Origin of the sequence: Paracoccus lichenicola (assembly GCF_009708075.1) — a bacterium.
Taxonomy (GTDB): domain Bacteria; phylum Pseudomonadota; class Alphaproteobacteria; order Rhodobacterales; family Rhodobacteraceae; genus Paracoccus; species Paracoccus lichenicola.
Map to the genome: position 1 here is coordinate 333,509 of NZ_WMBT01000001.1, position 14,186 is coordinate 347,694.

The 14,186-nt window shown below is 66.8% G+C and carries 14 protein-coding genes, 1 tRNA gene and 1 other RNA gene; 9 read left to right on the forward strand and 7 right to left on the reverse strand.

All coding sequences use genetic code 11. From position 1 onward, the window contains the following. Positions 1-29 precede the first annotated feature (29 nt). On the reverse strand, positions 30-965 hold the full coding sequence (locus GIY56_RS01650) for a DUF1223 domain-containing protein (protein WP_154763069.1): 936 nt from the start codon (positions 963-965) through the stop codon (positions 30-32). Positions 966-1,205: 240 nt separating this feature from the next. Here GIY56_RS01650 and acnA point away from each other — a divergent pair, with 240 nt between their 5' ends. The 3 genes from acnA (at position 1,206) to rpmG (ending at position 4,727) form a co-directional block, all read left to right on the forward strand. Next, entirely contained in the window at positions 1,206-3,929 is a 2,724-nt protein-coding gene (gene acnA, locus GIY56_RS01655) for an aconitate hydratase AcnA (RefSeq protein WP_154763070.1), read from the forward strand. Positions 3,930-4,066: 137 nt separating this feature from the next. Then, an RNA gene (rnpB, locus tag GIY56_RS01660) (RNase P RNA component class A) lies at positions 4,067-4,440 on the forward strand. 119 nt (positions 4,441-4,559) lie between these two features. Beyond that, positions 4,560-4,727, forward strand: a complete 168-nt coding sequence (rpmG, locus tag GIY56_RS01665) for a 50S ribosomal protein L33 (RefSeq protein WP_089389030.1) — start codon at positions 4,560-4,562, stop codon at positions 4,725-4,727. A gap of 157 nt (positions 4,728-4,884) precedes the next feature. On the opposite strand, the gene GIY56_RS01670 is transcribed toward rpmG, so the two are convergent. After that, positions 4,885-5,760, reverse strand: coding sequence for a hypothetical protein (locus tag GIY56_RS01670; RefSeq protein WP_154763071.1), 876 nt, complete (start codon positions 5,758-5,760; stop codon positions 4,885-4,887). A 134-nt stretch (positions 5,761-5,894) separates the two neighbouring features. On the opposite strand from GIY56_RS01670, the gene GIY56_RS01675 reads away from it, so the two are divergent. Further along, positions 5,895-5,969 (forward strand) — tRNA-Thr (locus GIY56_RS01675). Positions 5,970-5,994: 25 nt separating this feature from the next. Here GIY56_RS01675 and GIY56_RS01680 read toward each other — a convergent pair. Together GIY56_RS01680 and GIY56_RS01685 are read right to left on the reverse strand one after the other, a co-directional pair. Continuing rightward, a complete protein-coding gene (locus GIY56_RS01680; RefSeq protein WP_154763072.1) occupies positions 5,995-6,390 on the reverse strand; it encodes a type II toxin-antitoxin system HicB family antitoxin in 396 nt (131 codons plus the stop codon). A 20-nt stretch (positions 6,391-6,410) separates the two neighbouring features. Next, entirely contained in the window at positions 6,411-6,599 is a 189-nt protein-coding gene (locus tag GIY56_RS01685) for a type II toxin-antitoxin system HicA family toxin (protein ID WP_154763073.1), read from the reverse strand. 138 nt (positions 6,600-6,737) lie between these two features. On the opposite strand from GIY56_RS01685, the gene GIY56_RS01690 reads away from it, so the two are divergent. Continuing rightward, positions 6,738-7,655: a manganese-dependent inorganic pyrophosphatase gene (locus tag GIY56_RS01690; protein WP_154763409.1), complete on the forward strand. Its 918-nt coding sequence runs from the start codon at positions 6,738-6,740 to the stop codon at positions 7,653-7,655. Next, on the forward strand, positions 7,655-8,524 hold the full coding sequence (locus tag GIY56_RS01695) for a TIGR01459 family HAD-type hydrolase (protein ID WP_154763074.1): 870 nt from the start codon (positions 7,655-7,657) through the stop codon (positions 8,522-8,524). Before GIY56_RS01690 ends, GIY56_RS01695 begins: the two co-directional genes overlap by 1 nt. Before the next feature lie 4 nt (positions 8,525-8,528). Here GIY56_RS01695 and GIY56_RS01700 read toward each other — a convergent pair whose 3' ends face one another. Next, entirely contained in the window at positions 8,529-9,386 is an 858-nt protein-coding gene (locus GIY56_RS01700) for a class I SAM-dependent methyltransferase (RefSeq protein ID WP_154763075.1), read from the reverse strand. A 129-nt stretch (positions 9,387-9,515) separates the two neighbouring features. Here GIY56_RS01700 and GIY56_RS01705 point away from each other — a divergent pair, with 129 nt between their 5' ends. The 3 genes from GIY56_RS01705 to GIY56_RS01715 are packed head-to-tail and all read left to right on the forward strand — an operon-like array spanning position 9,516 to position 11,357. Next, complete coding sequence (locus GIY56_RS01705) at positions 9,516-9,959, forward strand: MaoC family dehydratase (RefSeq protein WP_154763076.1); 444 nt, start codon at positions 9,516-9,518, stop codon at positions 9,957-9,959. 31 nt (positions 9,960-9,990) lie between these two features. Beyond that, entirely contained in the window at positions 9,991-10,917 is a 927-nt protein-coding gene (locus tag GIY56_RS01710) for a bifunctional riboflavin kinase/FAD synthetase (protein WP_154763077.1), read from the forward strand. Continuing rightward, positions 10,917-11,357 (forward strand): YcgN family cysteine cluster protein, encoded by a 441-nt coding sequence (locus GIY56_RS01715; protein ID WP_154763078.1) that lies wholly within the window; start codon positions 10,917-10,919, stop codon positions 11,355-11,357. Before GIY56_RS01710 ends, GIY56_RS01715 begins: the two co-directional genes overlap by 1 nt. A gap of 108 nt (positions 11,358-11,465) precedes the next feature. Here GIY56_RS01715 and GIY56_RS01720 read toward each other — a convergent pair whose 3' ends face one another. Both GIY56_RS01720 and GIY56_RS01725 read right to left on the reverse strand, forming a co-directional pair. Beyond that, positions 11,466-12,209, reverse strand: coding sequence for a MipA/OmpV family protein (locus tag GIY56_RS01720; RefSeq protein ID WP_154763079.1), 744 nt, complete (start codon positions 12,207-12,209; stop codon positions 11,466-11,468). 125 nt (positions 12,210-12,334) lie between these two features. Continuing rightward, positions 12,335-14,182 carry an ABC-F family ATP-binding cassette domain-containing protein gene (locus tag GIY56_RS01725; protein ID WP_154763080.1) on the reverse strand — a complete coding sequence of 616 codons (1,848 nt, stop codon included), beginning with the start codon at positions 14,180-14,182 and terminating at the stop codon, positions 12,335-12,337. Positions 14,183-14,186 lie beyond the last annotated feature (4 nt).

Genomic DNA, 14,186 nt, shown 5'->3' on the forward strand with positions numbered 1-14,186 from the left:
TCGCAAGCCGCGCGGCAAGTCCCGCCGCGTCAATCCAGGGGGATCGCCGCAAGGATCGGTCCCGGCAGCTTGTCCCGGCCCAGTTCCTTCTGGACCAGAAGCGCGTGGCGCGTATCGGCGGGAAAGCTGTCATCCGCCGCGCCATCGGGGCTGACGGTCATGCGCAGGGGCGCGGTCCCGTCCCATTCGGCCAGCCGGTCCAGCGACAGGACGACATTGGTATAGGTGACGACACGGCCCCGGTTCTCGCCCGCCGTCATCTCGACCGCACGTTCGGGGGCATAGCGGACCAGCAGGATCTCGACCCCGCCGCCCAGGTCGGACAAGGGCATCAGCTCGATCACCTGCCCCTTGGCGCCGGCCTCTCGCTGCACGCTGACCATGGCGGGGGCCACGCGGCTGGCGTCGATCAGCGCCATCAGCTGCGCAGGCCCAAGCGCCACCGCGGTATCCACGCCGCCCACGATCAGCTGCGGCGTATAGACCGCGTGCTCGCCCGCCGCACGGGCATAGCGTTCCTGCCGGGCCGTGAACTCGGGCCGCGCAAAGCTGTCGGCCCAGCCGAGATAGTCCCAGTAATCGACGTGAAAGGACAAGGGCAGGATGCCCGGCTCTCCCGACAGGGTGGCCAGCATCGCGTCGGCCGGCGGACAGGACGAACACCCCTGCGAGGTGAAAAGCTCGACCACCACCGGAACCGCATCGGTGAAGCCATAGCTTTCCATCGGCGGGGGCGTGTCGGTCGCGGCAAAGCTGTTGACCCCGCCCAGTTCCGTCGGCGCATAGGCCGACGAGGGGGCCGACCGCCCGGGATCGCTGGGCGCGGAAATGACCGGCGCGTCGCCGGGTCCCCTGCCCTCGCCCCCCGGTCCCTGCGCGACAGCCATCCCGCCAAAGGCGGTCAGGCCGCAAAGGGCTGCGGCGACAAGGGTCTTGGGGCGCAGGGCTGCCGATACGGCCAGCATTCGGGGATCCGATAGTCATGAAACCTGGCACCCTGCATAGCCCCCGCGTCATGCCCGGAACAAATCAAGGCTTTGTTAGCCGCCGCGTGAGCAGCCCTTGTGCCCCTTGAGCAACAGCCCCATCTATGGTATGCGATTGCATACAATTTGCCGCGTGATACCCTTGCGCTGTCCTGCCGCATCGGGCAAAGCAGGGCCACGCAAGCCCCACCCATCCCATTCGCAGACAGGGAGGCCCCCATGCCCATCCAGATCGGAACCGACACCGCCAAGACGCGCCGCACATTGACGGCGGGCGGTCGCGAATACGCCTATTACTCGATCGACGCCGCGACCCAGGCCGGGCTTGGCGATTTCTCGAAACTGCCCGCCGCGCTCAAGGTCGTGCTGGAAAACCTGCTGCGCTTCGAGGATGGCGGATTTTCGGTCTCGGTCGATGACATCAAGGCCTTCGGCGAATGGGCCACCCTGGGCGGCAAGAACCCGCGCGAGATCAACTATCGCCCCGCCCGCGTGCTGATGCAGGACTTCACCGGCGTCCCGGCGGTCGTGGACCTGGCCGCGATGCGCGACGGCATCCTGGGCCTGGGCGGCAACGCGCAAAAGATCAACCCGCTGAACCCGGTCGATCTGGTCATCGACCATTCGGTGATGATCGACGAATTCGGCAACCCGCGCGCCTTCCAGAAGAACGTGGACCTGGAATACGAACGCAACATCGAACGCTACCAGTTCCTGAAATGGGGCCAGAACGCGTTCCAGAACTTCCGCGTGGTGCCGCCGGGAACCGGCATCTGCCACCAGGTGAACCTGGAATACCTGGCCCAGACCGTCTGGACCGACACCGACCAGAACGGCGCGCTGGTGGCCTATCCCGACACGCTGGTGGGCACCGACAGCCACACGACCATGGTGAACGGCCTCGCGGTCCTGGGTTGGGGCGTCGGCGGGATCGAGGCCGAGGCCGCGATGCTGGGCCAGCCCGTGTCCATGCTGATCCCCGAGGTCGTGGGCTTCAAGCTGACCGGCCGCATGGTCGAGGGCACGACCGCCACCGACCTGGTGCTGAAGGTCGTGCAGATGCTGCGCAAGCACGGTGTCGTGGGCAAGTTCGTCGAATTCTACGGCGAGGGGCTGGACAACCTGCCGCTGGCCGACCGCGCGACCATCGCCAACATGGCCCCCGAATACGGCGCCACCTGCGGCTTCTTCCCCATCGACGACGAAACCCTGCGCTACCTGCGCAACACCGGCCGGGACGAGGATCGGATCGCGCTGGTCGAAGCCTATGCCAAGCAGAACGGCTTCTGGCGCGGGGCGGATTATGCGCCGGTCTACTCCTCGACGCTGGAACTGGACATGGGCACCATCGTCCCCGCGATTTCCGGTCCCAAGCGTCCGCAGGATTACCTGCCGCTGACCGACTCGGCCCAGACCTTCGGCAAGCTGGTCGCCGATTATCGCGGCGGCGCGCAGGACGATGGCGAGGTGATGGTCCGGGACGTGCTGAAGACCGTTCCGGTCGAAGGCACGGACTATTCCATCCGTGACGGCTCGGTCGTGATCGCGGCGATCACGTCCTGCACCAACACCTCGAACCCCTACGTGATGATCGGGGCCGGTCTGGTGGCGCGGAAGGCCCGCGCGCTTGGCCTGAACCGCAAGCCCTGGGTCAAGACCTCGCTGGCGCCCGGCTCTCAGGTGGTGGGCGAGTATCTTGAGGCCGCGGGCCTGCAAGAGGATCTGGACGCCCTGGGCTTCAACCTGGTAGGTTATGGCTGCACCACCTGCATCGGCAACTCGGGTCCCCTGGGCGATCCGGCGATTTCCAAGGCCATCAACAACAACGACCTGGTGGCGACCGCCGTGCTGTCCGGGAACCGCAACTTCGAGGGCCGGATCTCGCCCGACGTGCGCGCGAACTTCCTGGCCTCGCCGCCCCTGGTGGTGGCCTATGCCATCGCGGGCGACCTGAACGTGGACCTGACCCGCGACCCGATCGGCCAGACGCCGGAAGGCCGCGATGTCTATCTGAAGGACATCTGGCCCACCAACAAGGAAATCGCCGACCTGGTCCACGCGACCGTGACGCGGCAAGCGTTCCAGTCGAAATACGCCGATGTCTTCAAGGGCGACGAACGCTGGCAGGCGGTCGAGGTCACGGATAGCGAAACCTATGACTGGCCGCCGACCTCGACCTATATCCAGAACCCGCCCTATTTCCGGGGCATGGCCAAGGAAGCGGGCGTCATAAGCGACATCGACGGCGCGCGGGTGCTGGCGATCCTGGGCGACATGATCACCACCGACCACATCAGCCCCGCCGGGTCGTTCAAGCCGACCACCCCCGCCGGCCAGTATCTGCTGGAACGCCAGGTCGCGCCCAAGGACTTCAACAGCTATGGTTCCCGCCGGGGCAACCACGAGGTCATGATGCGCGGCACCTTTGCCAACATCCGCATCAGGAACGAGATGCTGGACGGGGTCGAGGGCGGATACACCAAAGGCCCGGACGGCCAGCAGACGACCATCTTCGACGCCTCGATGGCCTATCAGGACGCGGGCGTGCCGCTGGTGATCTTTGGCGGCATCGAATACGGCGCGGGGTCCAGCCGTGACTGGGCGGCCAAGGGCACCAACCTGCTGGGCGTCAAGGCCGTGATCGCCGAGAGCTTCGAGCGCATCCACCGGTCCAACCTGGTCGGCATGGGCGTCGTCCCGTTCGAGTTCCTGCCGGGCGAGAACCGCAAGACGCTGGGCCTGACCGGCGACGAGGTGGTGTCGATCCACGGCCTTGCGGGCGACTTCAAGCCGCTGTCGCTGGTGCCCTGCACCATCCGCTACGGCGATGGCACGGTGAAGGAAATCCGGCTGAAAGCCCGCGTCGATACCGAGGTCGAGATCGAATACCTCAAGAACGGCGGCGTGCTGCACTACGTGCTGCGCAACCTGGCGAAAAGCTGATCGGGTGAAGAACCGTGGTGCGTGCAAGCACGCACCCTACGCCCCCGCTGTCATGCAGCGGGGGTTTTGTTGTGCCAAAGGTCCGGCAGGGGGTTTTTCATTGACCCCGCCGCCCTTCCCCGCCATATCCCCCCTGCGCGGAGGGCTGGATGACCGCGGCGGCAACGTCGAGGAAAGTCCGGACTCCATGAGGCGACGGTGCCGGGTAACGCCCGGCGGGGGCAACCCCAGGGAAAGCGCCACAGAGAACAGACCGCCTGCATCCGTGCAGGCAAGGGTGAAACGGTGGGGTAAAAGCCCACCGGGGGGCTGGCAACAGCGCCCGCATGGCAAGCCCCACCGGGAGCAATGCCGAATAGGGACCGCGCGCGGGGGCAACCCCGCAGGGCCGCCTTGCCCCAGCAGGTCCGGGTAGGCAGCTAGACCCGTCGGGCAACCGCCGGGCCAGAGGAATGGTCATCCAGCCGCCCATGGCGGTGGACAGAATCCGGCTTACAGGCCCTCCGCGCAAATCACGCCCCCATGCGGCGATTCGCGGTTGACTTCGACGCCCGCGCGAGTAAAAGCCGGGCTTCAAACGAATTCCACGGGGTCTGCGCCGCGCGATTGCCCCGAAGCAGGAGCAATGACATGGCGAAGCCGACCACCATCAAGATCCGGCTGAACTCGACCGCCGGCACGGGCCACTTCTACGTGACCAAGAAGAACGCCCGCACCATGACCGAAAAGATGACCGTCCGCAAATTCGACCCGGTCGTCCGTCAGCACGTCGAATACAAGGAAGGCAAGATCAAGTAAGGATCCTGCCGGACAAGATCGGGCCATGAGGTTCGATCAGGGATGAAAGGGCGCCTGCGGGGTGCCCTTTTTTCTGGCCGCATGTCCTGAATGCGGGGGCGTGGTCCCGGGGACAAGGAATGTCCGATCCGCTTCCTGCGGGGAACATCCCCCTTCCTCACGCCAGCACGAACTCCACCCCCGGCAGCACCGCGATCTCGGCCACGTCCGCGCGATAATTGTCCGTCACCCGGTCCACCACGTCCTGCGTCCAGCCGGGCAGGTCGATCACCTGGTCCAGCACGGCGGGCAGCGCGTGGCTCTGGATCACTTCGGACGACATCGCGCGGCGCTGCGCGACGGTCAGCCGGTCCTGCGTGGACAGGGCTTCCTTCAGGCGGGTGATGCCCTCCTTGTCCAGGATCTCCTCGAGATACGTCATCCCGCCCTTCAGGGGAACGTCCGGGGGGATGTTGCCGGCCAGGCGGGCGATCTCGGGCCAGATGAGGGGCACGTCCTCGTGGCACCAGATCACCACCCGGCGGCCGGGAACGGCGCGCAGCAGCGCCTGGATCGGGTCGCGCCAGCGCAGATCCAGCGGCTGACGGCCCTGCATCAGCACGTGATAGCCGCCGCCGGGAAAGATCGGCAGCACCTCGGCGATCAGGGTGGCGGGGTTGCGGATGGCCAGGAAGAACTCGACCTCGTGATCGGGGAACAGGTTCGCCAGCGCTTGCGCCCGCGCGCCCATCTGCGGGTAAAGGCCCGACTGCCCGACGGCCCGGCCCGGCGCGCCCATGAAGGTGGTCGTGGAAAAGACCGCGCGGGCGGGGGATTCGCTGTGCAGGATGGCATCCAGCATGATCTGCTGCATCTCGGCGGTGGCGCGCCCGCCCTTCAGCGACATCAGCGCCTCCTCGAACAGCCCGCGATGGCGGTTCGGAGTGATGATGTCGGTGCCGTGCTGCGTCAGCGAGTCGCGGTTGTTGAGCAGCGTCTTCAGCAGCCTGTCGCCATCCGTGCCATGCACCCCCAGGTGAAACACCATCTGCATATCGGAGCCGTCCTTCCTTCTTCTCAACCCTTGCGGGTGACGCGCACAGTAGCCACCCCGCCGGCGCAGTCAAACCGCTTTGCATCGCGGCGGCGCTTGCGAAAACCGCCGTCAGGGGGTAATCGCAGGAACGCGCCGGTTTAGCTCAGCGGTAGAGCAGCGGTTTTGTAAACCGAAGGTCGGGGGTTCAATCCCCTCAACCGGCACCATTTATCAGATGGCTTTGCACAACAGTCAGGCGCCGGTGATCTCGTGCCGTGCGGCGGCGGCCAAAAAGGCCGACCGGGTCATGCCGCGTGCCTTGGCGGTGCTGTCGATGGATCGCAGCAACCCCCGTTCTATGGAAACATTGATCCGCTCCAGCGCGCCGTCGGCGCTGATGTAAGGCACCGTCATCAACGTCGCGCCAGAGGCCAGGTCCGCCGCCACATCCGCGCGACTGCGAATGACATCGATGGGAGAGGGTTCCACGTCCTCCTGGCCCTCGAACCACAGATCCAGGGCTTCGGCTGCGGCGGCCGGGATGGCGTTCCAGCCATCCGCCGCCGCATGGCAGCCCGGCAGGTCGGGAAAGGACAGACCATAGGCCGAACCCTCGTCCTTGTGAACAATCGCGGTGTAGAACCTCATGTGTCGATCCTGTCGAAACGTCAGATAAGCCCGGCCTGCCTATAGATGCTGATCGCCGTTCCGGTCGGCAAGTCCTTCTTCGGATGGGGCACGATCACGGTCCTGTCGCCCTTGCGAAGCTTCAGGTGAGACCCCCGCTTCGAGACCTCCTCGAACCCTTCCGCCTTCAGGATGCGGATGATCTTGCGGCTGTCTGTCTCGATCTTCATGCTTCAGCATTGCGCAAATATTTACACATCGTAATCTCTTGCCCGCCAGAGTTCAAGGCAGGCGGCAATCGCCCCTTGGACATCGCCCCCTGCCCGCCCTATAACGCGCGCGACATCCAGACGCTGCGAAGGTGCATCATGATCAAGGTCTTCGGCCATACCGCCCCCGACACGGATTCGACCGGTTCCCCCATCATCTGGGCCTGGTATCTGAACGAGGTGCGCAAGACCCCCGCCCAGGCGGTGCTGCAAGGGGAACCGAACACCGAAGCCCTGTGGATGCTGAACCGCTGGAACCTGGACAAGCCGCAGATCATCGCGGACGTGGCGCCGGGCGACCAGTGCGTGATCGTGGACACCAACAACCCCGCCGAACTGCCCCCCAGCCTGGACGGGGCCGACGTGATCGAGATCATCGACCACCACCTTCTGGCAGGCGGCATCAAGACGCGCACCCCCATCAACATCACCGTGCGCCCGCTGGCCTGCACCGCCACGATCATGCACGACCTGATCGGCGCCGACATGGCCCGCGCGCCCGAGGCCATCCGGGGCGTGATGCTGACCTGCATCCTGTCGGACACACTGGAATTCCGCAGCCCGACCACCACCCCCCATGACCGCGCCGTGGCCGAAAAGCTGGCCGCCGACCTGGGCATCACCATCCCCGACTATGCGACCGAGATGTTCGCGGCCAAGTCCGACATCAGCGCCTTTTCGGATGAAACCCTGCTGCGCACCGACAGCAAGGAATACGAGCTGGGCGGCAAGCAGCTGCGCATCACGGTCCTGGAAACCACGGCGCCGCAGGTGCTGCTGGCGCGCAAGGCCGCGCTGCTGGCCGCCATGCCGCGCGTGGCCGCCGAGGACGGCGCGGACGAGGTGCTGTGCTTCATCGTCGATATCCTGCGCAAGGAAGCGACCCTGCTGATCCCGAACGACTTCGTCCGCCTTCTGGCCGAACGCAGCTTCGGCGTGCCCGTCACGGGCGACAGCGTGGTGCTGCCCGGCGTGATGAGCCGCAAGAAGCAGATCATCCCGGTTCTCGCCCTCTGATGAGCAGGATCATCCAGTCGTTGTCGCAGATCGGCGCCGGTTACGACGTGCTGTTCTGCGACCTGTGGGGCTGCCTGCACAACGGCAAGCAGCCCTATCCCGCCGCCGTCGCCGCCCTGCAGGCCTTTCGCCAGACCGGCGGCCGGGTCGTCCTGATGACCAACGCGCCGCGCCCCAACCAGTACGTGATCGCCCAGCTTGACCGCATGGGCGTGCCGCGCGACGCCTGGGACATCGTCGTCAGTTCCGGCGATGCCGCGCAAGAGGCGATGTTCGCAGGCGCGGTCGGCCGCAAGGTCTGGCATATCGGCACGGCCAAGGACGACGGCTTCTTCGACGACATTCCCGCCGAATTCGCCGACGCCCCGCCGATCCGGCGCGTGCCGCTGGAGGACGCCGAGGGGATCGTCGCCACCGGACCATTCGACGAACTGACGGAAACGCCCGGGGATTACCACGACCGCCTGATGCAGGCGCGCGACCGGGGGCTGCCGTTGCTGTGCGCCAATCCCGACGTGATCGTGGACATGGGCGAAACCCGCATCTATTGCGCGGGCGCGCTTGCGGAATATTACGATGGCCTGGGCGGGCAGTCGCTGTATTTCGGCAAGCCGCATCCGCCGATCTATGACCGCGCGCGGCGCCTGCTGGACTTGGGACCGGACGCGCGGATCCTGGCCATCGGCGACGGCATCTTCACCGACGTGAAGGGCGCGCTGGACCAGGGCATCGACGCGCTGTTCGTGACGGGCGGCCTGGCCGCCGACGCGCTTGGGCCGGATGTCGAGAACCCGGACATGGCGCTGCTGCTGGACTGGCTGGAGGGACATTCCCTGGCCCCGCAATACAGCATCGGCCGGTTGCGCTGACGGATCAGCCCTGCCGCCGGACGCGGCAGGAAAACACATGCACGGCGGACGGGATGCGCACCCCGGCCCCTTGATCGAACGCGGCGAAATCCTGTTCGATAGCGGCGGCGATGGCTGCGCGATCCGCGGGCGTGGCGTTGCACAGCCTCAGCAGCCGCGCCGCGGGTCCGACATGGGTGGCCAGATGCGCCGCCCCAGTCACGCCGCCGGGGGGCGTCAGGTCGATCAGCCGGGTTTCCGCGCGGCCATCGGTCAGGCTGGCCTGGTCCATCAGGTCCAGGACATGCGCCGCATCCGCGAAGGCCAGCGGACCGGGCGCCCCGGAGGGCGGATCCGGCGGCACGGCCAGCCGCCGCCCGGCGACCTGTTGCGGGATCAGGAACCATGGGTTCTGGTCCAGTCCGGCCCAGGACACGAAGACCATCCGCCCGCCATCCCGCAGCGCCGTCGCCAGATTGCGGAACGCGGCCACGCTGTCGTCGAAAAAGCTCATCCCGAAGCGGGAAATCAGGACATCGTGGCCGGTCCTGGAAAGCGCCTCGACCTGCGCATCGCACAGGCGGAAGGACGCGTTCGTCACCCCCTGTTCCAGGGCACGCATCCGCGCCCGGTCCAGCATCGGCGCGGCGATGTCCAACCCCAGCACCGTTCCCTCCGGAACCATCCGCGCCGCAGCGATCGTGCTGGCGCCCGTTCCGCAGCCGACATCAAGCACCCTCGCTTTACCTGACAACGCGGCGGCATCCAGCAGCACGTCTAGGACACCCTTCATCGTGGCATCCAGGCTGCCTTCGTGTTCGATCCAGGCGCGTCCCGCTGGCGATGTCCAGAAATCGGCTTGCGGCTGGTTCACGATCTGCATGGCACGGCCCTTGCGGTTCGGCAACAATATTATACTTTCATGCAGAAAACGGGAACAAATATTGCGCGCCTTCTTTATCGCTGCTATGCAGCATCATAGCCCGCATTTGGCCCCCCCATGGAACGCAGCATGTTGGACAACTTCCCCCGCGGCACCATCGTCATCGAGGATCTGGAGGTCGGGATGACCCGCCACCTGCAAAAGCAGGTGACCGACCGCGACATCGAACTGTTCGCCGAGGTCTCGACCGATCGCAACCCGGTGCATCTGGACGACGCCTATGCCCGAGACACGATCTTCGAGGGGCGCATCGCCCACGGGATGCTGACGGCGGGGCTGATCTCGGCCGTGATCGGGGAACAGTTGCCGGGCCACGGGACCGTCTATCTGGGCCAGACGCTGAAATTCATGGCGCCCGTCCGCCCCGGCGACACCGTGCGCGCGGAAGTGACGGTGGAAACCATCGACCACGCGAAACGGAGGGTCACGCTTGCAACCCGCTGCCTCGTGGGTGATACGGTCGTCCTGAAAGGCGAGGCGGTCGTTCTGGCGCCAAGCCGCAAGTTCGACTGACGGGGCGCCAGCGCCCCATTGGGGGCACCCTTTGCAGATCCACCGCGACTGGACAGGACTTCCGGCAAGCGCCCGCGGCGCTTCCGTCGCCATGGGCAATTTCGACGGCATCCACCTGGGCCACCGCGCCGTGATCGAGGCCGCGCGGCAAGCGGGTGCCCCCCTGGGCATCGTTACCTTCGAGCCGCATCCCCGCCAGGTCTTCGCCCCCGATGCCCCGCCCTTCCGCCTGATGAATTCCGAATCCCGCGCCAACCGACTGGCCCGGCTAGGCGTGGAACATCTTTACGAACTGCCCTTCGGCGCCGTCCTGGCCGGCCTTTCGCCCGAGGCCTTCGCCCGCGACGTGCTGGTGGCCGGGCTTGGCGTCAGCCATGTCACGGTCGGCGCGGATTTCGTCTTCGGCAAGGACCGGGCGGGCAATGTCGCCACCCTGCGCGATCTGGGCCGATCGCTCGGCTTCGGGGTGACGGCGGTGCCGCTGGTGGGGACCGGTGGCGAGGACTACAGTTCCACCGCTATCCGCCGCGCCCTGGCCGAGGGGCGGCCCCGCGACGCGGAACGGATGCTGGGCCACCTGCACCGGATCGAGGGCGAGGTGATCCACGGCAACAAGCGCGGCCGCGAATTCGGCTGGCCCACCGCCAACATGCGCATGGACGACCTGCACCTGCCGCGCCTCGGCGTCTATGCGGTGGTCGTGGAGGTGCTGACCGGGCCGGACAGGCTGTCCTGCCAGGGCGTGGCCAGCCTGGGCGTGCGCCCGATGTTCGGCCGCAACGCGCCCAACCTCGAGGTTCACCTGTTCGACTTCAGCGGCGACCTGTATGGCCAGCACCTGTCGGTCGGCCTTGTCGAGTTCCTGCGCGACGAGGCGAAGTTCGACAGCGTCCAGGTGCTGATCGACCAGATCGCCGCGGATGCGGACCAGGCCCGCGCCGTCCTGGCGGGCGCGTGATGCGCGACCGGTTCTGGGAACTGCCCCTGCCCCGGTTGCAGCCCGACGAATGGGAGGCGCTGTGCGACGGCTGCGGCAAGTGCTGCCTGAACAAGATCGAATACGAGGACACGAACGAGCTGGCCTTCACCCGGGTCGCCTGCAGGCTGCTGGACGGCGAGAAATGCCAGTGCAGCAGCTATGCCAACCGCCACGACTTTGTCCCCGACTGCGTCGTCCTGACGCCGAAGAAGCTGGCCGAGATCGCCTGGTGGCTGCCCGCCACCTGCGCCTATCGCCTGCGCCACGAGGGGCGGCCCTTGTACAAGTGGCACCACCTGATCTCGGGCGACCGCGAAACCGTCCACCGCGCCGGCGCCAGCGTCCGCGGCTGGACCGTGAGCGAGATCGAGATCAGCGAGGATGACTGGGACGACTACATCATCGAGGACTTGTCCTAGCAGACCCGTCGCCTTGCAAGAAGGCGCCCGGTGCGGCCACAGGCCCTGCATCGCGTCAGTCCGGTTTTCGGGTCGGGCGGCATGGACAAGCCAGACCGGGCCGTCCGTTCAGAACCCGAACGAGAACTTCCGCACGATGCCAAGCTTCAGCGACGGCTGGTATTCATCCTGGACGACGGGCGAATCCGCCGCGTCGCCGATCAGCTTGCCGTATTCGACCTCGCCCAGCAGGGCGATGGTGTCGGTCACGGCATAGCGCGCCTCGAAGGTGATCGCCGCCTTGTTGAAGCCGCCGCCGATGTCGTAGGCGGGACGGCCGGGAATGGCCTCGTCCGCGTTCACGCCGAAATAGGTGTCGTTGTAATCGCCGTCGCCATAGCCCAGCGACAGGCCCGACCACAGCGACAAGCGGTCCGACAGGTCGGTGCGGTATTTGGCGCCGACCTCTCCGGTCAGCCCCTCATGTCCCTCGAAACCCTTGCGGACCGAACCGAAGGCCGTCAGCGGGCCGGTGCCATAGCTGACCCGCAGCCCCAGTTCATAGGCGGCGTCGATGTCGTCCATGCCCGACAGATCGTCGTTGTCCGACGCCTCGCGTTCGCCCACCGTGCCGAAGGACGGGGAAATGGCAAAGCCTTCGCGCAAGTCGCTGCCGGGCTGCGTGAAACCGGCATTGCGCCAGATCAGCCAGGGGCCGGCCTTTGCATCGTCGGATCCCGGATAATCGGGACCGACATCCACGCCGACCCCCAGATCGACCGAAAATTCGCGGCCTGCAAAGCCGAATTCCTGCGCATGGGCACCCGTGGCAGCGGATGCGGCAAGAACGGCCAAGGCCAGCATGTGTTTCATGGTCGGATCCTTCAGGGAGGGTCGGCGGGATGTAAAGGCTTCCTAGGGTCGAATCGCAGATCCGCACAAGGCATGACGCGCCGTCCTGCCGTCATCATCGGCCGGGCGGCGCATTTGGGCAACAGCTATGCCCGCTCGGCCCCTTCCAGATTTTCCAGCGCGGCCATCCAGATACCCTCGGCCCGCGCCATGGCCTGCACGGCCTCGGCCCGCTTGGCGGTCCAGCGTTTCGCCTCGTGCGGATCGTTGTACAAGGCAGGATCGGCCAGCTTCACGTCCAGCTTTTCCAGCATCTCGGCCAGCTTCTGCACGCGCTCCTCGGCCCGGCGGACCTCGGCGCGCAGGGAAAGCACGGCGTCGCGGGGCGCGCGCTTGGGGGCGGGTTTCGGCGTCTCGTCAACCCGTTTGGGTTCGTCCCCGCCCAGCAGGAAGCGGCGGTAATCGTCCAGGTCGCCGTCATAGGGCGCGACCGCGCCGTCACGCACCAGCCACAGCCGGTCCGCAACCAGGCCCAGCAGGTGCATGTCGTGGCTGACCAGCACCACGGCGCCGGTGTAGTCGTTCAGCGCCTCGGTCAGGGCCTCGCGGGATTCGATGTCCAGGTGGTTGGTCGGCTCGTCCAGGATCAGCAGGTGCGGCGCGTCGATGGTCGCGATCAGCAGCGACAGCCGCGCCTTTTGCCCGCCCGAAAGCTGGCCCACCTTCGTTTCGGCCTGCGCCTCCATCAGCCCGAAACCGGCCAGGCGGGCGCGCTGTCTGGCCTGCCCCTCGTTCGGGCGCAGGCTGCGGATGTGATCCAGCGGCGTTTCGTCCAGATGCAGTTCGTCCACCTGATGCTGCGCGAAATAGCCGATGCGCAGCTTGCCGGACCGGGTCAGCTTTCCCTCCATCGGCGGCAGGCGTTCGGCCAGCAGCTTGGACAGCGTCGATTTCCCCTGCCCGTTCCGGCCCAAGAGCGCAATGCGGTCGTCCTGGTCGATGCGCAGCGCCAGCTTGCGCAGGACCGGGCGTCCATCGTAACCCACGCTGGTTCCCTCCATCGCGACGATGGGCGGGGACAGTTCCTCGGGCTGCGGAAAGCCGAAGCGGAACAGCCTGGCCTCCTCGGGCGCGGTGATCGGCTCCATCCTGGCCAGCATCTTGACGCGGGCCTGGGCCTGGCGGGCCTTGGAAGCCTTGGCGCCGAAGCGGTCCACGAAGCCCTGCAGATGGTCGCGCCGGGCCTGCTGCTTCTTCGCCTCGGCGGCTTGCAGGGCGCGGCGTTCGGCCCGCATCCGCGCGAAATCGTCATAGCCGCCGGTGTAGAGCGTCAGCTTGCGCGCTTCCAGATGCAGGATATGGCCCACGGCGCGGTTCAGCAGGTCACGGTCGTGGCTGATGATGATGACCGTATGCGGATAGCGCGCCAGATAGGTTTCCAGCCACAGCGCGCCTTCCAGATCCAGATAGTTGGTCGGCTCATCCAGCAGTAGCAGGTCGGGCTGCGCGAACAGCACCCCCGCCAGCGCCACCCGCATCCGCCAGCCGCCGGAGAAATCGGCTGTCGGCCGCGCCTGGTCCGCCGTCGAGAAGCCCAACCCGTCGAGGATCGAGGCCGCCCGCGCCTCGGCCGACCAGGCGTCGATATCCGTCAGCCGGGTCTGGATGTCGGCGATGCGGTGCGCGTCGGTGGCGGTGTGGCTTTCCGCCAGCAGGGCCGCGCGTTCCGTGTCGGCGGCCAGCACGGTATCGAGGACCGAGGTCGCAGTCGCCGCCGATTCCTGCGCGACGCCGCCGATGCGGGCGCGGGACGGCAGGCTGATCTCGCCCCCGTCGAGGGCCAGTTCGCCCCGGATCAGGCGGAACAGCGTGGTCTTGCCCGCGCCGTTCGGGCCGACAAGGCCCACCTTGTGGCCTTCGGGAATGGTGGCGGACGCCCCCTCGAACAAGGGGCGGCCCTGGATGGAATAGGAGATGTCGTCGATGCGCAGCATGGGT